Source organism: Micromonospora sp. S4605, from assembly GCF_003176715.1.
In the GTDB taxonomy this organism is placed as follows: Bacteria; Actinomycetota; Actinomycetes; order Mycobacteriales; family Micromonosporaceae; genus Micromonospora; species Micromonospora echinaurantiaca.
On sequence record NZ_QGSW01000487.1, the window covers coordinates 1 to 20,653 of the forward strand.

General features: G+C 76.0%; 11 protein-coding genes. 8 read left to right on the plus strand and 3 right to left on the minus strand.

Going from position 1 to position 20,653, the window contains the following annotated elements; genetic code table 11:
- The first annotated feature begins 106 nt into the window (after positions 1–106).
- Complete coding sequence (locus DLJ47_RS35150; protein ID WP_109906669.1) at positions 107–976, plus strand: hypothetical protein; 870 nt, start codon at positions 107–109, stop codon at positions 974–976.
- Positions 977–1,015: 39 nt separating this feature from the next.
- On the opposite strand, the gene DLJ47_RS35155 is transcribed toward DLJ47_RS35150, so the two are convergent.
- Positions 1,016–9,217 (minus strand): protein kinase domain-containing protein, encoded by an 8,202-nt coding sequence (locus tag DLJ47_RS35155; RefSeq protein ID WP_109906671.1) that lies wholly within the window; start codon positions 9,215–9,217, stop codon positions 1,016–1,018.
- Between the two features lie 399 nt (positions 9,218–9,616).
- On the opposite strand from DLJ47_RS35155, the gene DLJ47_RS35160 reads away from it, so the two are divergent.
- Positions 9,617–10,987 carry an acyl-CoA synthetase gene (locus DLJ47_RS35160; protein WP_396834518.1) on the plus strand — a complete coding sequence of 457 codons (1,371 nt, stop codon included), beginning with the start codon at positions 9,617–9,619 and terminating at the stop codon, positions 10,985–10,987.
- Positions 10,988–11,033: 46 nt separating this feature from the next.
- Here the strand turns inward: DLJ47_RS35160 and DLJ47_RS35165 are convergent, their stop codons facing one another.
- On the minus strand, positions 11,034–12,644 hold the full coding sequence (locus DLJ47_RS35165; RefSeq protein ID WP_109906673.1) for an AMP-binding protein: 1,611 nt from the start codon (positions 12,642–12,644) through the stop codon (positions 11,034–11,036).
- Between the two features lie 2 nt (positions 12,645–12,646).
- Positions 12,647–13,402 (minus strand): class II aldolase/adducin family protein, encoded by a 756-nt coding sequence (locus DLJ47_RS35170; protein WP_255562382.1) that lies wholly within the window; start codon positions 13,400–13,402, stop codon positions 12,647–12,649.
- Between the two features lie 38 nt (positions 13,403–13,440).
- On the opposite strand from DLJ47_RS35170, the gene DLJ47_RS35175 reads away from it, so the two are divergent.
- Genes DLJ47_RS35175 through DLJ47_RS35195 form a run of 6 tightly spaced genes read left to right on the plus strand, consistent with a single transcriptional unit; the run spans position 13,441 to position 20,613 of the window.
- Positions 13,441–14,595 carry an acyl-CoA dehydrogenase family protein gene (locus DLJ47_RS35175; RefSeq protein WP_109906677.1) on the plus strand — a complete coding sequence of 385 codons (1,155 nt, stop codon included), beginning with the start codon at positions 13,441–13,443 and terminating at the stop codon, positions 14,593–14,595.
- A gap of 12 nt (positions 14,596–14,607) precedes the next feature.
- Positions 14,608–15,654, plus strand: coding sequence for an acyl-CoA dehydrogenase family protein (locus tag DLJ47_RS35180; RefSeq protein ID WP_109906679.1), 1,047 nt, complete (start codon positions 14,608–14,610; stop codon positions 15,652–15,654).
- 4 nt (positions 15,655–15,658) lie between these two features.
- Positions 15,659–16,288, plus strand: a complete 630-nt coding sequence (locus tag DLJ47_RS35185) for a 4'-phosphopantetheinyl transferase family protein (RefSeq protein WP_109906687.1) — start codon at positions 15,659–15,661, stop codon at positions 16,286–16,288.
- Complete coding sequence (locus DLJ47_RS35190; protein ID WP_158289941.1) at positions 16,285–17,355, plus strand: phosphotransferase; 1,071 nt, start codon at positions 16,285–16,287, stop codon at positions 17,353–17,355. Before DLJ47_RS35185 ends, DLJ47_RS35190 begins: the two co-directional genes overlap by 4 nt.
- Positions 17,333–18,307 (plus strand): hypothetical protein, encoded by a 975-nt coding sequence (locus tag DLJ47_RS36075; protein WP_158289942.1) that lies wholly within the window; start codon positions 17,333–17,335, stop codon positions 18,305–18,307. Before DLJ47_RS35190 ends, DLJ47_RS36075 begins: the two co-directional genes overlap by 23 nt.
- Positions 18,304–20,613 carry a CoA transferase gene (locus DLJ47_RS35195; protein ID WP_158289943.1) on the plus strand — a complete coding sequence of 770 codons (2,310 nt, stop codon included), beginning with the start codon at positions 18,304–18,306 and terminating at the stop codon, positions 20,611–20,613. Before DLJ47_RS36075 ends, DLJ47_RS35195 begins: the two co-directional genes overlap by 4 nt.
- Positions 20,614–20,653: the final 40 nt, after the last annotated feature.

Sequence of the window (20,653 nt, forward strand, 5' to 3'; positions counted from 1 at the left end):
GATCCGGCCGGGGGCGCGCGGTCGCTGGCCGGCTGGGGACGGGTGGCGTGGACAGCGGCTGACAGGTCCGGTCGGGCGGTCGTCGCGGTCCGCTACGTTGGTCGCCATGCCCTTCAGTGCGCACGTGTTGCGGGTGCTGATCGCCTCGCCGGGAGACACCACGGCGGAACGCGACGCGGTGACCGAGGCCCTGCACGGCTGGAACGCCGCCCGGGCCGAGCGGGAGCAGGTGGTGCTGCTTCCCCGGCGGTGGGAGACCAACGCGGTGCCCCGGCTCGGCGGCAGCGCGCAGAGCGTCATCAACGACCAGCTCGTCGACCGCGCCGACATCGTGATCGCCCTGTTCGACTCGCGGCTCGGCATGGCGACGGCGGCGGCGGTGTCCGGCACCGCCGAGGAGATCGAACGGGCGCACGCCGCGGGCAGACCGGTGCACGTCTACTTCTCCACCGAACCCATCCCGCGCGACGCGGACCTGGGGCAGGTGCAGGCGCTGCGTTCGTTCCAGGAGCAACTGTCCAAACTGGGGCTGTTCGGCACGTACGCCAGTCCGGAGGACCTCGGACACCAGGTGCGGCAGGCGATCGAGGGTGATCTGGACCTGCTCGGCCTCGGCGCCGTGCCCAGCCGCCCGAGCGGCCGGGACCGCGCAATGCTGCGCGCCCGGTACGACAGCGAGCGGGAGCAGTACCGGGACGACCGCGGTGCGGTGCGGTACCGGACCCGGCGGGAACGGCTGGTCGTCACCAACGCCGGAGAGGCGACGGCGCAACGGGTGCGGGTCAGCGTCGAGAGCCTCGCCGGGCAGGGCACCCCGCCCCGGCTGTACGGCGACGAGACCCCGGACATCATCCCGCGCAGCGAGTTCTCCTGGCCGCTGATGGGCGCGTTGGGGGACGGCCGGGCGTTCGCCGTCGTGATGCGCTGGACCGAGGGCGACGACGAGTTCACCGAGACGCAGCACCTCTCCCGGTAGGACGCGAACCGGAGCGGGCGCCCCGGCCCCGGGCCGCGGTCAGCCGGCGATCATGTTGATGATCTCGTTGACCAGGGTGATCACGGGCAACCCGACCCGCTGGAAGAGCGGGGTGGCCGCCGGCACCGTCTCCGCGGCGTCCACGATGTCCGCGCCGATGCGCTGGAGCCGGTCCGGGCGCGGCGCCTCCGCGGTCGCCTCGCCGGTGAACGCCGCCAGGTCCCGGGCCACGCCGTCGGCGACTCCCGCGGGCAGCTCGGCGCGCAGCGCCTCGACGGCGGACTCGAGCTGCGCGATCCGGGCCGCCAGCTCCGAGGTCTCCACCCCGGCGTTGACCGCGAAGGTCCCGATCCGGTTCCGGTGTCCCACCACCGAACCCGTGACCGAGCTGCCCTCGATGCTGATCCCGTCCTTCGTCACGTTCATCTCCTCGACTCTGTGGATGATCAGGCTCTGGCCCGCCGGGCGGGGCGGCGCGGGTGCGGGTGGAAACTCGGCCGGCCGTTCCGGTGCCGCCTCCGGCACCGCCAGCCGCAGGTCCCGGGCGAAGTCGCCGGCCGTCACGTAGCGGTCCTCGTCGCGCAGCGCGATGGCCCGGGTCAGGCAGGCCATCAGCGGCAACTCCACCGGCAACGGCCGGGCGCCGACCGGCCGGCCGGAGCTGTCGAGGTCGGCGAGTTCGGTGCCGTAGGGCAGCTCGCCGTTCGGGTCGAGCATCTGGTACAGCACGACGCCCAGGGCGAAGACGTCGTCGGTCGGCAGCGCGCCGCCCTCGTCCTGGTCCAGCCGGCGCAGATAGCCCGGGCTCAGGTAGCCGGGGGTACCGCCGCTGATCGGGTTGGCCGACCCGTCCTGGGTGCCGCGACCCCAGTCGACGACGCTGACCGTGGTGTCGTCCACGATCACGTTGCCCGGCTTGATGTTGCCGTGGGTGATCCCGCGCAGCCGGAACACCCGCTCCACCACGTCGCACGCGGCCGCGATCCACCTGACCAGCTTGTACGGCTCGGTCGGCACGTCGCGCTGCATCCGGGCGATCTCCGCCAGCGAGCGGCCCTCGGCGTGGTCGAAGAGGAACCAGTCCCCCTCCCGGCCGACGTACCGGGGCACCCCGGTCACCGGCGTACGGGACAGGTAGGTCAGGAACTCGTCGACCAGCTTGGCGGTCTCGTCGCCGGTCAGCGCCGACGAGTCGGCCCGCGACCGCCCGCCGGTGTCGGTCGTGTGGGTCACCCGCTTCGCGGTGAACAGCTGCCCCTCCCGCATCACCAGCCGGGTACGGCATGGCCCCAGCGAGTACGTCCGCTGAGTCTCGTACTGGCTCGCGTGCAGGTGGCTCTCCTCGATGGTGAACCGCAACTGGGAGAACTGCCGGTCCGCGAAGTGCTGGACGTGCAGGTTGATGATCTCGTTCGCCCACCGGTACTGCTCGCGGTCCACCCGCAGCAGGCCGATCAGCAGGTAGCGGTCGATCTGGTCCATGTGCCGCGCGTCGAGTTCGCGCTTCAGCTCGGCCGTCTCGCCGAGGTCGATGGCCCCCTGGGCCCGGTTGGCGAGCTGGACGAGCAGGTCGCGGCCGTCCGGCCCCTCGGTGTCCAGCTTGACGATGCCGATGGTGGCGGCCGACGTCTTCGCCATGGCGAGCCCGACCTCGCCGACCAGGCTCCGGGTGACCAGCCGGCGGCGATCGGTGGTGAGCCGCAGGGCGACGTCCTTGCCGATGTGGTGGATGTGGTTCGGGTGGCCCTCGGTCAGCCGCCACACCTCGGCCCTGGCCTCCGGCAGGATACGGGCCGTCCCGGCGAAGCCCTCCTCGAAGACCTGCTCGGTCGCCCGGCGGTCGAGGTAGCCGAGCGTCTCGGTCTGCAGCTCGTCCTGCAGGGCGGTACCGGCGAGCAGCGCCTTGAGCGTGGCGCCGGTGCACGAACCGCAGAGCAGCAGGGCGACGGCGCCGCTGTTGGCGATCGTCCGCAGGCTGGCCGCCACCGGGCCCAGCTCCTGTCGGGCGTGCAGGTCCTTCAGCAGTTCCTGCACCTCGTCGAGGATGACGAGGAAACCGATCCGCTCGGCGCAGGCCGCCCGCAGCCGCCGGCACCAGCGGATGAACGCCTGCGCGTCGTCCGGCTCGGCCGGCGGCGGCGGGACCGGGTCGGTGAACCGGCCCTGCGCGGCGAGCGCCTCGGCGGCCGAGGCGATGGCCCGGCCGATGCGGCCCAGCGGGTGCACACCCGACGGGAACGAGCTGACGTCCAGGTAGATCGGCAGCACGTGGGGGATCTTCCAGCTCTCCGGCGGGCCCTCCGTCTCCAGCCACTGCAGCAGGGAGGTCTTGCCGACCTTCCGCGGCCCGGTCAGGCTGCGGATGGTGGCGTTGCGGGTGTGCGCCTCGCCGTACTCCAGGCGCAGCTTCTCCAGCTCGGCGTTGCGGCCGAAGAACATGTCCCCGGTCGCGGTGACGTTCGGGGTGAACAGCGACCGGACCGGATGCTCGTGCTGGTCGCCCACCTCGAGGGCGAGCTGCTGGACGATCTCGTCGCGCAGGCCGTCCGGGGTCTGGAAGGTCACCGTCAGGCTCACGTCGTCCGTGGCGGCGTCCGCGCAGAATCCCTCGGTCCGCTGCTCCTCGGCGTCCATCCGCCCGAGGTTGGTGGTCTGGCCGCCGAGCCGCACCCGCAACTCCCGGACCTCGACGTGCGCGGTGAACTCGACGACTGCCTCCACCGGCCCGCCGACGATCCGGGTGGCGGCGAGCACGTTCACCTCGATCGCCCCGGTGGTGCTGCGCTGGTCGCGGGCGATCTGCTCCCACCGCCCGTACAGCCACTTGCCGACGGTGGCCGCCGCCTCCTCGACCACCGGGGAGCCGAGGCCGGTCTGCAGCGACCGGATCTGCCGCAGCACGGTCAGCAGCTCGCCGCGCAGCCCGACGTCGGTGACCGAGTCACCGACCAGCGGCAGCAGTTCGACGCAACGCCGCCACAACCCGGCGAGCCGGTGGACCGCCTGGGCGACGCCGGTCCCCTCGGTGAACCCGAGCAGCCGGTCGGTCAGCGTCGCCAGGGACGGCTCGACCCGACTGATGTCGTCGCTCGATGTGATCCGCTGGATCTCCCACAGGGTGGCGTTGATCTTCTCGCGGTAGACCGACCTGCGGTACTCGATGCTGCTGCGTTGCGCCTCCGCCCGGTCGCTGTCCACCGGCGTCAGCAGCTGCCACTCCCGCTTGACCTCGAGGACCCGTTCCAGCCCTTCCAGGTAGAGGGTGCGTTCACAGAACGCGGCGAGGTCGTCCAGCATGGCCCGACGGTCCCGGGCGTTCGGGTCGAGCAGGCTGAACCGGGCGGCGAAGGCGTCCTCGATGAGGCCGCACTCCTCGGCGACCCGCGCGCGGAGCAGGCGCACCTCGCGGTTGCGCCCGGCGGGCATCCGGTCCGCCAGCCGGTCGAGGAAGTTGCGCAGCCGGACCGGGTCCTGGTCGGCGAAGTGGTCCACCAGCGTTTCCAGGTCGGAGGGTTCCAGCCTGGGCGCGTGCGGCGCGCCGAGGGCCTCCAGCCGTTGCCGCTCGATCGCCCAGGCGACCGCCTGCTTGCTGGTCAGTCGCGGCGCGAACAGCAGGCCGACGGCCCGCCGCACGAGGTCGCCGTGGCCGTGGCTGTCGGCGATCACCGCGGCCATCGCGGTGGAGAACTCGGGGCGGCCGGGCAGCGCGTCCTCGGCGCGGCGCAGCAGCGCCTCGGCGGCCTCCCGGGGGCGGTTCTGCAGGTGCAGGCGCAGGCCGGCCAGGCCGAACGCGTACGCGTTCGCCTCCGGAACGCTGGCCACGGAGAGTTCGGCCAGGTGGTCGGCGGCCCGGTCGAGGTCCGTCTCGGCGTACGCGAGCTGCGCGAGCAGCAGCTTGCCGTGGTGGCTGTAGGAGATCGACTCCGCGATGGCCCGAGCGTCCGACAACCGGCCGAGGCGGATCAGCGCGCCGGCCGTGTTCCGGGCGACGCCGAGGTGCCGCGGCTGGATCTGCAGCGCCGCGCCGAACTCGGTAGCGGCGAGCGGCCAGTCCTCGTGGCGGGCGGCCTGGATCCCGGCGTCCACCGCGGGTCGGGCCTCGTCCTCGATGTCCATGAACTCGTCGCGTGGGGGGTACGGGGTGAGCACGTCGACCGCCCGGCTCTCCAGCCGCTTGATCTCGGCCGAGTAGTCGGGCAACTGCTTGAGCACCTCGGCCGGTTCACGGCTGGTCATCGAGCGCACCAGGTCCTCGAGGGCGGACCGGCGTTCCCAGATCGGCCGGCTCTCCGTCGGCGGGGCGCCCTTGCCGAGCAGCTTCCGCGCCTCGGCCGACGAGGGGTTGTGCAGCAGCGCGGCCTCGGCGTACCGCCGGCGGGCCGTGCCGTCGCCCCGCTTGCGGGCGAGCTTGGCCAGGGTGAGGTAGCGGGTGTAGTCCCCGCCGTCCGCCTGCCGGGTCAGGATCTCTTCGAGCTGGGTCGCCCGGGCTCGCCCGGTGGCCAGCGCCAGGGCCGGGGCGAGCAGCTCCGCGGCGAGGTCGAACCGGTCGAGGCAGTCCAGCACCATCGTCCACGCCCGCTGGTCCTCCCCGGCCAGTGCGAGGGCACGGATGCGTTCGGCGTACGGGTGGGCCGTCGGCGACGACAGCTCCGCGAACATCTCCTCGATCTGGGCCAGCAGCAGCCGCCGACGGTCCGGCGGGGCGTCGGCCATCTCGGCGCGCAGGGCGGAACTGGCGACGATGAACCCGTGCGCGTCCGGGGCGCGCCGGTACGCCTCGACGGCGCGGGCAGCCGACACACCGCCCGCCGGCGCCGACCGGGGCGACGGGACGGGACGCCAGCCGGGATGGGCCACCGGCATCGGCAGCGGGCGGCCCAACTCGGCGAAGAGCCGCTCCAGCGCGGCCCGCTGCTCGGGCAGGTACGTCCGGGAGGTGACCCGGGTGTGGTACTCGAAGGCGGCGCCGGCCGATTCCAGGTCACCGAGGTACGCGAAGGCGCAGCCGAGGTTCCAGGCCGCGCTGGCCACCAGGTAGAGGCGGTCGGAGGTCTGCCGGAACAGCGCCACCGCCTCCGCCGCCCGCCCGGTGAGCACCAGCGTGCCGAGGGCGTTGGGCAGCGCCAGCCCGAAGCCGGCGGCGACCGCGTCCCGCCACAGCTGCGCCGCGGCCGCCGGACCCTGCTCGAGCTGCACCTGATGGGCCCGGTGCACGGCGGGCGGCGTGCCCGACGTGACGGCGATCTCGGTGATCCACGGCGGCGGGGCGAGCGCGGGACCGTCCGGCCGGGGCGGCCCGGGCGTGGCGGGCAACCGGAGCCAGCCACCCGGCTCGCTGTCCGGGTCGATGCCCGCGTCCCGCATCAGCCGTTGCAGGGTCAGCCACACCCGGGGCAGCTCCGTCGGCCGGGCCACGGTCTCCATGCCCCGCAGCAGGTCGATCGCGTCCCGGGTGCGGCCGGCGCGGCCCAGCTCCGGGGCCAGCACCAGCACCGCGGTGAGCTGACCCTCGGCCGGCAGGAACCGCACCAGCTCGCCGACGAGCTCGTCGGCCTGCGGCGCGGCCAGCACCTCGTCGACGATCACCGTGGCGGCCGAGGGCATCACCATGAGCGCCTGGCGGGCGAGCTCCACCAGGTACGACGGGTCGGCGATGGCGGCGCGCACCTCGCGGACGAGGTCGCGAGGCTGCGGAAGCGGCGGCAGCGCCGAGGCGCCGGTCGGCGGCTCCGCCGCGCCGCCCAGCCGCGCCCCGGGCACCGGCCGGTCGGTGCCCATCCGCTGTCGCAACCGGGACAGCTCGTCCATCGACGCGCCGAGGTCGGCGGCCGTCCGCAGGTGCTCCTCCGCGAGGCCGCCGGCGCCGACCTCCACCGCTATCCGCGCCAGCTCGTAGTGGTGGCGCCAGTTCGCGGCCCCGGCCGCGGCGATCTCCGCGACCGCCTCGCGGGCCTGGTCCAGCCAGCGCTGCTCCCGGCAGATCCGCAGCAGCAGAAAGGCGCCGGGCGAGTGCGGGGCCAGCCGCAGCAGGCGACGGATCCGGCGCAGCGCCGCCTCGGCCTGGCCCTGTTCGTAGAGGGTCTTCGCGGCCTTCTCCTGCGCCTGCATGACGTCGTGCGGCAGGGCCGCCGGCACCGGGGTGGGCGTCCAGCCCGGCGCCGGTTCGCCGTTGCAGCGGAGGAACTCGGTGAGGGCGCCGCGCTGCTCCGTCGGCACCCGGTCGGCCATGAAGTCGACGAAGTACCGCAGCGCGCCGACCGCCTCGTCGCGGTGGCCGACCGCGGCGTACGCACAACCCAGGTTCCACGCCAGGGTCGCGTTGCCGTAGAAGCGCTCCGCGCACTGGCGGTACAGCTCCAGGCCGCGCAGCGGTTCGCCGGCGACCACGTACTGGCCCACCGCCCAGCCGAGGGAGATGGCGGAGCCGGCACGGGCCTCGTCGGCCAGCGTGTCGGCCAGCTCGGCCGCGGACGGGCGGGCGTCGCCGGCGCCGGTCGACGGGTTGATCCGCGGCACCAGCAGGTCGGCGGCCGGCAGCGGGGACGTCACGGTCAGCTCGGCCGGTGGGACCGGGGGCCGGCTGCGCCGCGCCGCCTCCTCGGCGCCGGCCTCGTCGCCACGGGCGCGGCGCACCTCGGCCAGCCGGTGCAGCACCGCGGGACGCTGCCGGGGCGGCAGTCCGGCGAGCAGCGCCTGCACCACCTCGCCGTCGGCGGCGAACCGGTCGATCATCGTGTCGACCAGCTCGACGGTGTCGGGCCGACCGAGGCGCCGCACCAGCGCCAGCAGTTCGTCGCGGTCGCCGTCGGCGACGGCCTGCTCGATCGCCGCCGACAGGGTGGGGACGTCGGACACGTCTCGGCGGCGTTTGAAGTCCGCCAGCGAGGGGGTGGCCGGCGCCGTCGGCGTACGCGGGGTCGGCCCGGGCCGCGGACCGGTCAGCCCGTCGATCTCGGTCAGGTGGAACTCGGCGTCCTCGAACCGCTGTTCGGCGACCGCGATCCGGGCGGCCCGCAGGTGCGGGCCGGCGCCGCGGGCCAGGTCCGGGGGCATGGCCTCGATCCGGTTGCCGGTCCGGGTCAGCCGCCGCCGCAGCTCCGCGCCGCGCACCGTCACGGCGAGCAGTTCCAGGCCGTCGCGGGCGTACCCGAGGTCGCCGTCGGCGATGCCCTCGCCGATCAGCGCGGCGACCTCCTCCACCTCGGCGTCGTCGGGACAGCGGGCGGCGTATTCGAGGACCCGCTCGTGCAGGTCCTGCAACGGGGACAGGGCCTCCTCCACCTCGGCCGTCGCGATGTCCAGGCCCTCCAGCACGCCGGCCACCCGGCACCCCAGCTCGGGCGTCCCGGCGTGCGCCAGCGCGGCCCGGGCCAGCGTCTCCGGGCGCCGCTCGCCGACCGGCGGCGGCTCGGCCGCGGTGAGCGCGACGGCCACGAGTTCGTCCAACGGGGCGGGCAGGGCGTCGCCCGGCACGGCGGGCGGCGCGACGGCGCCCGGCGCGAGCCGTCCCAGTTCGATCGACCGCCGTACATGGTCCTGGATCTGTTCGGTCGCCCGTACCAGCAGCGGCCAGCGCCGGCCGTTCGTCGGGATCGGCTCGCGCAGCGTCCGGTTGACGGCGGTCACCAGGTCCTCCGGCCGCTCGGCGAGCAGGCCGGCGTCGTGCGGCTGCCCGGCCCGGGCCGCCTCGATCACCTCACGGACCGGCCGGACGAAGAGCGGGCCGGTCACCTCCCGGTCGATCGCGCCGAGCCGGGACGCGTCCCGCTCCAGCTCGCCCAGCACCCGTTCCAGCTCCCGGTGTGCGGCCGCGCAGATCATCACCGGCGCCTCGCCGGCCGGCTCGGTCAGCGCGGCGAGCGGGGCGTGCACCGCCTCGGGCAGGTGCCGGTCGCCGTAGAAGGCACCGTTGAACGGGCGGCCCAGCCACGCCCTGGCGAACCAGTCGAGCAGCTGGCTGAGCTGATGGTCCCCGCCCGCGTACGCCGCGTCGCAGAGCCGGCCGAGCAGCCGTACGGCCCGCGACCCGGCCTCGTCGCGACGCCGGTCGTCGGGGGTGACGATGGAGGCGAGCAGCGCGGCCTCGCGCACCAGCAGGGTCGCCGCCACCGCGGCGTCGCGCAGGATCGGCCCCGGGACAGCGCCCAGCGCGTCGTGCGCGTCGGCGTCGACGACGGCGACGAGCGCCTGCGCCGCGACATCCGTCCGGGGCGGCTCCTCCTCCGTGATGCTCAAGCTCACCCCCAGGCCCGGTAGGATGCGCGGCAACCGTCGGCGCCACGCCCGCCGATGCGCCGTCCCTCCACTGTGCTGCCGGCCGGCGCGCTCGCACAGGCAGAATTCCGACAGTAGGCCGCCTCGCACCCCGGCGCGGAGCCGGCCGTGGCGCGGGGGGGCACACCACAGACCCTACAGACTGGACGGTCGGCGTCCGGCCCCTCGGTCGATCCGGCGCCGCCGGCTCGCCGTGACCGGGAACGACCACGGCCGGCGGCGGCCCGGGCCGGGGGTGGTGCGCCCGGTCCGGTGGTGGCTACGGTCGGGCCGGGCCCGCGCCACCGGGGGCTCCGGTCCGCCGCCCCGGCGACCGCCCGCCGCGTCTGGGAGGTCCACGACGTGACCCTGTTGACGGCGTTGTCCATGGCCGCGGACGACCGCCCGGACGCGGTCCGGGTGGCCGGGCGGTCGATCTCCCGGGCGCGGTTGCTGGCCAGCGCCACGGCGATCGCCGACCGCGTCCGAGGGCTGGATCGGGTGGCCGTGCTGGCCACCCCGTCGCTGGAGACCGTGGTGGGGATCGTCGGCGCGCTGCTGGCCGACGTCACCGTGGTGCCCGTGCCGCCCGACGCCGGGCCGATGGAACGCGAGCACATCCTGCGGGACTCCGCGGCGGCCGCGGTGCTGGCCGCGACCGGGCACGACATCGGCGGCGGCCTGCCGGTGGTCCCGGTGTCACCGGACCTGCACTCCTCGACCAGCCACCCGGAGCCCGCCCCGGACCGGCCCGCGCTGATCCTCTACACCAGCGGCACCACCGGGCTGCCCAAGGGGGTGCTGCTCTCCCGCCGGGCGATCGCCGCCTGCCTGGACGGGCTCGCCGACGCCTGGGCCTGGACTCCGGACGACCTGCTGGTGCACGGGCTGCCGCTGTTCCACGTACACGGACTGGTGCTGGGCCTGCTCGGGCCGCTGCGGCACGGCAGCCGGCTGGACCACGTCGGGCGTCCCCACCCCGAGCGGTACGCCGCCGCCGGCGGGACGCTGCTGTTCGGGGTGCCGACCGTCTGGTCCCGGATCTGCGCCGACCCGTCCGCCGCCCGCGCCCTGCGCCGGGCCCGGTTGCTGGTCTCCGGCAGCGCGGCGCTGCCGGCGGCGGTCTTCGACGGCCTGCGCGCGCTCACCGGACACCGAGTGGCCGAGCGGTACGGGATGACCGAGACCCTGATCACGGTGAGCGCCCGGGCGGACGGCCCCCGCGAGGCCGGCTGCGTGGGCTGGCCGCTGCCCGGGGTCGGCACCCGCCTGGTCGACGAGCGCGGCGACCCGCTGCCCGCGGACGGGTCGGCGATGGGCGAGTTGCTGGTCCGGGGCCCGACGCTCTTCGACGGCTACCTCAACCGGCCGGACGCGGACGCCGCCACCCGCACCGGCGACGGCTGGTACCGCACCGGCGACATCGCCACCATCGGCCCGGACGGCCGGCACCGGATCGTCGGCCGGGCCTCGACCGACCTGATCTCCAGCGGCGGCTACCGGATCGGCGCCGGGGAGGTCGAGGAGGCGCTGCTGGCCCACCCGGGGGTACGCGAGGCGGCCGTGGTGGGCACCCCGGATGCGGTGCTGGGCCAGCAGGTCACCGCGTACGTGGTCGGTGACGGGGTGGCCGAGCCGGAGCTGATCGACTTCGTGGCCCGGCTGCTGTCGGTGCACAAGCGACCGCGCCGGGTGCACCTGGTGGACGCGCTGCCGCGCAACGCACTCGGCAAGGTGCAGAAGACCCGGCTCGGCTGAGCCAGGCCCGTTCCGCGCCGAGGGCGACGTCCGGGTTCACCGGGTGCTAGGTGCGCGCGGCGGCCGGCGGGCGCGGCGCGAGCGAGCGCAGCGCCTCGCGGCGCAGCTTGCCGGTCTCGTCGCGGGGCAGCCGGTCGACCACCCGCCACACCCGGGGCACCTTGAACCCGGCCAGCCGGGTGCGGCAGTGCCGGTCCAGCGTGGCCGGCGCGTCGGCGGCGGCGAGCCCCTGCCCGGTCAGTTGCACCAGGGCGCACACCCGCTCGCCGAACTCCTCGTCGGGCACCCCCAGCACTGCCACGTCCTGCACCGCCTCGTGGGCCAGCAGGGCCGCCTCCACCTCGGCCGGGTACACGTTCACCCCGCCGGAGACGATGGTCTGGCTGTGCCGGCCGGTGAGGAAGAGGTAACCGTCGTCATCGAGGTACCCCAGCTCGCCGTAGGTGTAGACGCCCGGCGCCAGGTGCGCCTCGCGGGTCTTGGCCGGGTCGCCGTGGTAGTGGAACTCGTGCGCGGCACCGCGCCGGAAGAAGACCCGGCCGACCCGACCCGGTGGCAGCTCCGCGCCGTCCGGCCCGACCACCAGGATCCGGGTCGGCGGCACGGCCCGCCCGACGCTGCCCGGCCGGGCCAGCCACTCCTCGGCCTCGATCAGGGTCACCACCCCGCCCTCGGTGGCCGCGTAGTACTCCACCACCACCGGGCCCCACCACTCGATCATGCGGCGCTTCACCTCCGGCCCGCACGGCCCGCCGCCGTGCCAGACCCGGCGCAGGCTGCCGCCAGCGAAGCGGCGGCGCACCGGCTCCGGCAGCCGCAGCAGGCGGACGAACTGGGTGGGCACCAGGTGACACAGGTTGATCGACTCGGCGTCGATGAGTCGCAGCGTGCGTTCCGGATCGAACCGTTCCTCGATGCGCAGCTCGCAGCCGCGCAGCAGGGGCAGCAGGGCGAAGTACAACTGCGCGGAGTGGTACCACGGGCCGACCAGCAGGGCCCGGCCGGTGGCCGGCACCTTCAGCACCAGTCCGGCGTACGCCAGCAGCCGGCCGACCCCGGCGAGCGGCTCGCCCTGCCGGAACACCCCGTTGACCACGCCCTTCGGCGCCCCGGTGGTGCCCGACGTGTAGAGCATCACCGACCCGCAGACCTGTCCCTCCGGTTCCGCCCCGTCGGCGGCGGCGAGCAGCGGCTCGACGGCGGTGAAGCCGGCCGCCACGGCAGGCGCCTCGGCCGCGACGGTTGGCGCCTCGGCCGCGACGACGGGCGGCTCGGCGGCGCCGACGAGCAGCCGGACCGGGCACTCGCCCGGCCGCAGCGCGGCGGCGACGGCACCGGCCCGGGGTGCGTCCACCAGCACCGCGCGGCTCGCCGAGTCGGTCAGGATGTGGCGCAGCTCCGGCGCGGTGAGGTGCCAGTTCACCGGGACCATCCGCAGGCCGCCGTGCAGGCCGGCGAGCAGCGCCTCGAACACCTCGACCCGGTTGCCGACCACCACCGCCACGGTGTCCCCGGCCGACAGGCCGCGGTCGCGCAGCACCCGCAGCCACCGGTTCACCCGGTCGTTGAGCGCCCACCAGTCGAGCCGGCGGTGCCGGTCGGCCAGCGCCGGCTCGCCGGCCCGGTCACGGACCAGCTCGTCGAGGAGTCGGGCCACGGTCAGTCCAGCAGGTCCGGCTCGGCGCGGACCACGTCGGCGTAGAGCGGCCGGAAGTTCAGCCGGCCCAACGCGGGGGTGCCGATGGTGTCCCGGGTGGCCCGGGCGTCGTCCGGGTCGACCAGCACCGGCCGGCCGGCCGCCTCCGCCAGCAGCTGCACCTGACAGCAGCGGTCCATCGAGACGAACCACCAGGCCGCCTCGGCCACGCTGCCGCCGACGGTGAGCAGGCCGTGGTTGCGCAGGATCACCGCCTTCCGGTCGCCGAGCGTGCCGGCGATCCGCTTGCCCTCGGCCGGGTCGAGCACCACCCCGGAGTAGTGCTCGTGCACCTCGTGGTCCTCGAAGAACGCGCAGGCGTCCTGGGTGATCGGGTCCAGCGGCCGGCCGAGGGTGGACCAGGCCCGCCCGTACGTGGAGTGGGTGTGCGCCGCGGCCACCACGTCCGGCCGGGCCAGGTGGATCTGCGAGTGGATGGCGTACCCGGCCGGGTTGATGGTGCCGGTGCCCGCCACCACCGTGCCGGCGTGATCGACCAGGAGCAGGTCGCTGACCCGCACGTGACCGAAGTGCTGGCCGAACCGGTTGATCCAGAAGTGGTCGGGCCGGATCGGGTCGCGCGCGGTGACGTGCCCGCCGGCGCCCTCGTCGAAGCCGAGCCGGGCGAAGATCCGCAGGGTCGCGGCGAGCTGCCGCTTGCGGTGCTGCCGCTCCTCCTCGGGCGACCGCTCGGTGCGCGGAGCGTTCATGTCGCGCACGGTAGCCGGTGCCACGACGCGTGGCTACGGTGTCGCTCGTGGACCTGAACGACAGCACCGAGCAGGCCGAGTTCCGCGCCGGACTGCGGGCGTGGCTGCGCGAACGGCTACCCGAGCCGGCGCCCGACGGCACGCCCGGCGACCCGGCCGCCCTGCGGGACTGGACCAAGCAGGTGCACGCCGCCGGCTACGCCGGCCTCACCTGGCCGGTGGCCTACGGCGGGCGCGGCCTCTCCCCCGTGCACCAGGGCATCTTCGCCGAGGAGTGCGCGCTGGCCGGCGCCCCCGACCAGCTCAACGTGATCGGCCTGAACATGGTGGGCCCCACCCTGATCCGGTACGGCACTCCCGCGCAGCAGGAGCGCCACCTGGCCGCGATCCTCGCCGGCGAGCACGTGTTCTGTCAGGGCTTCTCCGAACCGGAGGCGGGCTCCGACCTGGCCGCCGTACGCACCGCCGCGCGCCGGGTGCCGGGCGGGTTCGTGGTCGACGGCGAGAAGCTCTGGTCCTCGTACGCCCCGCTGGCCGACCACTGCCTGCTGCTGGCCCGCACCGGGCCGGACGGGCCGCGGCACCGGGGCCTCACCTGCTTCCTGCTCGACATGCGCGCGCCCGGGGTGACGGTACGGCCGCTGCGGCAGCTCAACGGCGCGGCGGAGTTCGGCCAGATCCTGCTGGCCGGGGTGCGGGTCGGCGACGACTGCGTGGTCGGCGAGGTCGACGCGGGGTGGGCGGTGGCGATGACCACGCTCGCCCACGAACGCGGCACCTTCGGCATCACCCTGAACGCCCGGCTCAGCGTCCAGTTCGACCGGTTGCTGGCCACCGTGCGGGCCACCGGCCACGCCGACGACCCGCTGGTCCGCGACGAGGTGGCCCAACTGCACGTCGAGGTGCAGGCCCTGCGCTGGACCGGCTACCGGGCGCTGACCGGATTGCAGCGCACCGGTGAGCCGGGTCCGGAGAGCGCGGTGCTGAAGCTGCACTGGTCGCACGTCCACCAGCGGGTCTGCGACCTGGCGGTCCGGCTGCTCGGCGAGCGCGCGGCGCTGGACGGCGCGGACGCGTACTGGGCCGGCTACTGGCAGGGGCAGCTGCTGCGCAGCCGGGGCAACACCATCGAGGGCGGCACCTCGGAGATCCTGCGCGGGCTCATCGCCGAGCGGGTCGCCGGCCTGCCGCGCTGGCGCTGACGAGGGGGCGGGATGGAGTTCGGCTTCACCGAGCAGCAGCGGCACCTGCGGGAGGTGACCCGCGGGTACCTCGCCGAGCGCTACCCGCCGGACCGGGTGGCCGCGCTCGCCGACGGTGGCGGGCACGACCCCGACGGCTGGGCGCCGCTGGTCGACCTGGGCTGGCGGGACGCCGACCTCGGCCTGGTGGAGCAGGCGGTGCTGGCCGACGAGTCCGGCTACGCGCTGCACCCGGTGCCCTGGTGGAGCACGCTGAGCGCGGCGCTGCCCGGCACCGCGCCGGCCACCGTCGCCTGCCACGACGACGACTGCGCGACGCTGGACGCCGCGCACCGCGCCAGCGCGGTGCGCGCGGTCACCGGCCCGGGCGGCTGGCGGGTGTCGGGGGTGAAGCGGCTCGTTCCCGACCTGGCAGCGGTCACCGAGGTGCTGCTCACCGCCGGCACCGCCGAGGGCGTGGCATTGTTCCGGGTCCGCCGGGACGCGGTCGGGGTGACAGTGGTCGACCGCGCCGGGCTGGACGGGCTGCGCCGCCCGGCGGACCTGCGCTGCGCGGACACCCCCGCCGAGCCGGTCACCGACGTCGCCGGCACCCCGGTGGCGCTGCGCCGGCTGCGCTGGCGGACGTACACCCTGCTGGCGGCCGAGGCGCTGGGGGTGGCCCGCCGGGCGTACGACCTGGCCGTCGCGCACGCCCGGACCCGCACCCAGTTCGGGCGGCCGATCGGGGCGTTCCAGGGGGTCAGCTTCCGCGTCGCGGACAGCTACGTGGCCGTCGAGCTGGCGCACTCGCTGGTCTACCGGGCCGCCTGGCTGGCCGGGCGGGCCGACGGGCGGCCGGACGGGACCGTCGACGAGGCGGTCGCCGCCGCCGTGGTCGCCGCCCGCGACGCGGCGGTACGCGGCTGCGAGCACACCATCCAGGTGCTCGGTGGGATCGGGATGACCTGGGAGCACCCGGTGCACCGGTGGTACCGGCGGGCGCTCTGGCATCGCGCCTTCGACGCGCCGTCGACCCGGCACCGGGCCGACCTGGCCCGGGCGCTGCTCGGGAGCTGACGTGCTGGGCGAGTTGCTGCCGGCCGCCGTGCGGGTCGCCGAGCGGCCCGACGACGACCCGACCGCCGTACCCCTGGCCGAGGAGGCCGAGGCGGTGGCCCGGGCCGGCGCGGGCCGGCGCGGCGAGTTCCTCACCGGGCGGGCCTGCGCGCGACGGGCGCTGGCCCGGTTCGGGGTGCCGCCGGTGGCCATCCCGCGCGGTGCCGACCGCGCGCCCCGCTGGCCGGCCGGCTTCGTCGGGAGCATCACCCACTGCCGCGGCTACCGGGGCGCGGCCGTGGCCCGCCGCGCCGACCTGCTCGCCGTCGGCGTCGACGCCGAGCCGCACCGGCCGCTGCCGCCCCGGGTCGCCGAGCGGATCCTGCTGCCTGCGGAGCGGCGCTGGTTGCGCGGGCAGCCGCCGGGCGCGGCCCTCGACACGGTCCTCTTCTCGGCCAAGGAGAGCGTCTACAAGGTCTGGCACCCGGTCACCGGGCGCTGGCTCGGCTTCCGCGACGCCCTGGTCCGGCTCGACCCGGCCGGCACCTTCACCGTGGAGCTGCTGGTGCCGGCCCCCGACTGCCTGCGCGGGATCGCCGGCCGGTTCCGGATCGGCGACGGGCTGGTGCTCACCGCTGCCGCGGTGCCCGCGTGATCCCCGCCCCGGAGCAGGTGACCCCGACCTGGCTGACCGGCGCCCTGCGGGCGACGGCAGCGGCCGGCGCGCGGGTGACCGCTGTGCAGTCCGCGCCGGTCGGCGGCGGGAAGCTGAGCCGCTGCGTCCGGCTGCGGCTGCGCTGGTCACCGGCCGGGGCCGGGCCGGCAACGCTGATCGGCAAGTTCGCCGCCGCCGACGAGCGCACCCGGCGCACCGGCACCGACAGCGACGCGTACGGGCGGGAACTGCTCTTCTACCGCCGGCTCGCGCCGGCCGTGCCGATCCGGGTGCCGCGCTGCCACCTCGCCGAGGCGGCACCGGGGACCGGCGAGTTCGTGCTGCTGCTCGACGACGCCGCCCCGGCCCGCCCCCGCGACCAGGTACGCGGCGCCACCGCGGACGACGTCGCGCTGGCGCTGGATGAGCTGGCCCGGTTGCAGGCCCGGTTCTGGGGCGGCGCCGGGCTCTCCGGCCAGGACTGGCTGCCGGTGCCCGGACCGGCGGCCGGCCGGCGCCGGGCAGCGGCGTACCGGGTGACCGCCGAGGGGTTCCTGGCCCGGTTCGGCGCGCGGCTGTCGCCCCGGGCCCGGGCGGTGGTGGCCGGGTTCGGCACCCGGGTACGCCGCTGGGCCGCCGCCCAGCAGCCGCCGTACACCCTGCTGCACGGTGACTTCCGGCTGGACAACCTGCTCTTCGGCGACGGCCCGGGCAGCGCGCCGCTGACCGTCTTGGACTGGCAGACCGTGGCGCTCGGGTCCGGCCCGAACGACGCGGCGTACCTGGTCGGCGGCGCGCTGCCGGAGGATGTCCGGCGGGACCGCGAGGAGGACCTGCTGCGGCACTACCGGCGCGCGCTGGCCACCGCCGGGGTCCGCTGGGCCGAGGCGGAGTGCCGCCGCGCGTGGCGGCTGGGCGCGCTCGCCGGGCTCCACATGACGGTGGTCGGCGCGATGCTCGTCGCCGCGGACCCGGCCAGCGACGCCATGTTCGTGTCGCTGGCCGAGCGGCACGCGGCCCACGTGACGGATCTGGAGGCGTTCGATGTCCTCGACCAGCACCGGTGAGCAGGCGCTGCCCGACGAGGCGTTCGGGCCGCCACCCGCCGACCCGCCCGCGTACTGGCAGGAGAGCTGCTACTTCGTGGCGCATCGGCCGGACCACCCCGGCGACGTGCTGATCCTCAACCTGACCAGCCAGCCGACCCGGGACGGGTTCGACTGCCTGCAGCTGAGCCGGATCGACGGGCGGTTACGGTTCGCCCGGTTCACCCGCCGGTACGGCGACGACCCGCGCACCACCGCCGTCGGTCCGGCCCGGGTGGACGTGCTCGCGCCGTACCGTCGGATCCGGCTGGCGGTGGCCGAGGGCGAGGCGCCGGTCGGCTTCGACCTGACCTGGACCGCGCGCACCCGGCCGTACCTGCTCCCCCGCGGGTCGATGTCGGTCGGCGACCGGCTGGTGTGGGACCAGCGGCACCTGTTCCAGTCCGGCTGGTTCGACGGGTGGTACTCGGTCGACGGCGAGCACCGGCCGGTGCGGCGGTGGTGGGGGCAGCGCGACCACTCCTGGGGGGTGCGCGACCACGCCCGGGTACCGCTGTGGATGTGGCTGGCGGTGCAGCTCGGCGACGGGATGCTCGGCGTCTGGTGCTGGGAGCGGCCGGACGGCGACCGGGCCTACTGCGCCGGCTGCTGGGCCCCGGCCGGCGACCGGGAGCCGGTGCCGGTCACCGGCTTCCGGCACCGGCTGCACTGGACCGGGGCCGACGGCCGGCCGGTCGGGTACGGGCGGGCCGGCGCGCCGGTGCACGGCCTCGCCGGCCGGGTGGAGTTCGACCTGGCCGACGGCCGGCGGATCGGGGTGACCGGCAGCGGGGAGTGGAACGCCCGCTACGGCCGGCGCGGCGGCGGGCAGCACCACCTCGCGGTGGTCACCGACGACGGCCACCGGGGCACCGCGATCTACGAGATCACCGGCTCGGACCACCACCACTTCTTCCCGGGCGGCCAGCGGTGACCGGCCCGCTGCACGGGCTGCGGGTGCTGGAGCTGGCCACCGGGGTCGCCGGCCCGTACGCCGGCCGGCTGCTGGCCATGCTCGGCGCCACCGTGGTGAAGGCGGAGCCGCCCGGCGGCGACCCGGCACGCGAACTGCCGGTCGACGGTGGGCCGCAGCACGCACCGAGCCCGGTCTTCGTGCACCTGAACGCCGGCAAGCGGCTGGTCGGCCGGGACGTGCTGCCGGCGGCGCTGGGCTGGGCGGACGTGGTGCTGGACGACGGGCCGCCGGTGGACGGGCCGCTGGTGGACGGGCCGCCGGTGGACGGGCCGCTGGTGGTCACGGTGACCTCCGGGCTGGCCACCGACGAGGAGCTGCTGGTGCAGGCGGCGTCCGGGCTGCTGGCGGTGAGCGTGGACGACGACGGGGTGCCGCACCGGTTCCCCGGCTGGCAGTCGCAGTACCTGGCCGGGGCGTACGCGGCGGCGGCCGCGCTGGCCGGGCTGGCCCGCGGGGCGGCCGGGGCCCGGGTCAGCTGGCTGGGAGCCCTGCTGACCGCGTACGAGGCGCAGGGCGCCGGGCTGCTCTACACCGCCAGCTCCGACCGCCCGGACGACCCCGACGAGGCCCGCCGCAACGCCGGGCACCTGGCCCGCACCTTCCCGTCCGGGGTGTTCGCCTGCGCCGACGGGCAGGTGATCCCGGGCACCGTACGGGCGGAGGACTGGCTGCGGCAGTGCGCCGTCTACGGCCGACCCGACCTGCCGTACGACGAGCGGTTCGTCTGGGCGCACCGGTGGCGCAACCGGCACCTGCTCGCCGCCGAACTGCGCCCCTGGTACGCGGCGCGCACCCGGGCGGAGATCTTCCGGGCCGCGCTGGACGCCGGTTGGGCGGCGGCGATGGTGCTCACCGCCCGGGACGCGCTGACCGACCCGCACCTGGCCGGGCGGGGCTTCCTCGCCCCGCTGGCCGGCGCGACCGGCGGCCGGGTGGCGGCCCGCCCGTGGCGCAGCCCGCGGCTGCCCGAGGGGGTGCCGGTCCGGCTCGCCGAACCGGGCGGCGATGCCGCCTGGTTCCGCCCCGACCACCCCCGCCCGGCGGCGGCGCCCCGGCCGCCGGAGCTGGCCGGGCTGCGCGTGCTGGAGCTGACGCTGGCCTGGGCCGGGCCGCTCACCGGCCGGTTCCTCGGCACGCTCGGCGCGGACGTGGTGCGGGTCGAGGTGGGCAACCGTCCGGACGGCTGGCGGACCCGGCACCGGTGGCACGAGCTCGGCGTGCCGGTGCCCGACGGGGTGGACCCGCAGGAGTGCACCTGGGACGCCTCCGCCCAGTTCAACAGCCTGAACCGGGGCAAGCGCGGGATCTCGGTGGACCTGGCCACCCCGGCCGGCGCCGACGTCTTCCGGGACCTGGTAGCGGTCGCCGACGTGCTGGTGGTGAACATGACCCATGACGTGCTGGTCAAGCGCGGCGTGGCCGAGGACGTACGCCGGCAGGTCGAGCGCGGCCTGGTGGTGGTCACCATGCCGGCGCTGGGGGCGACCGGGCCGTACCGGTCGATGGCCGGCTACGGGATGCTCACCGAGGGGATGGGCGGCTTCGCCGCCCGGTACGGAGCACCGGCCGAACCGGCAGCGGTCAGCCCGGTCTACTACCCCGACGCGGTGGCCGGGGTGCACGGCGTGCTCGCCGTGCTGGCCGCGCTGGCCGGCCGGGCCCGGCACGGGCGGGGGGACTGGCTCGACCTGTCCCAGCAGGAGACGCTCTGGTTGCAGCTCGGCGAGGGCCTGGTGCTCGCCTCCCGGGAGGGCCGGAACCCGGCGCGGCTCGGCGACGCCGAGCCGGGGGTCCCCAGCTCAGGCGTGGTCGCCACCCGGGACGGGCACGTCGCGTTCGTCGACCGGCGGCCCGGCTCGACCGCGACGCCGGAGACCGTGGCCGGCTGGGCCGCCGGGTCGAGCACCGCCGAGGTGCTGACCCGGTTGCGCGCCGAGGGGGTCGCCGCCGAGGCGGTGGCCGACCTGCGCCGGCGGTACGCCGACGGCACGCTGCGCACCGCCGGGCTGGTGGAGGAGGTCGACCACCCGGTCGCCGGGCGGCGGGCGTACCTCACGCCACCGGTGCGGCTGGCCGGCGATCCGCTGCCGCCGGCCCGGCCCGCTCCCCTGTTCGACCAGCACACCGACGAGGTGCTCGCCGAGTGGCTCGGTTACGACCCCGGGCGGATCCGGACGCTGCGCGCGGCGGAGGCGGTCGGCACCCGCCCGCGCCAGCCGCGCCGCCGCTCGACCAGCGCCGCCGGCCGGGGCCACGGCCGGTAGCCGACGACCAGCCGGTGCCGGCGGGCGACCACCAGGCGCC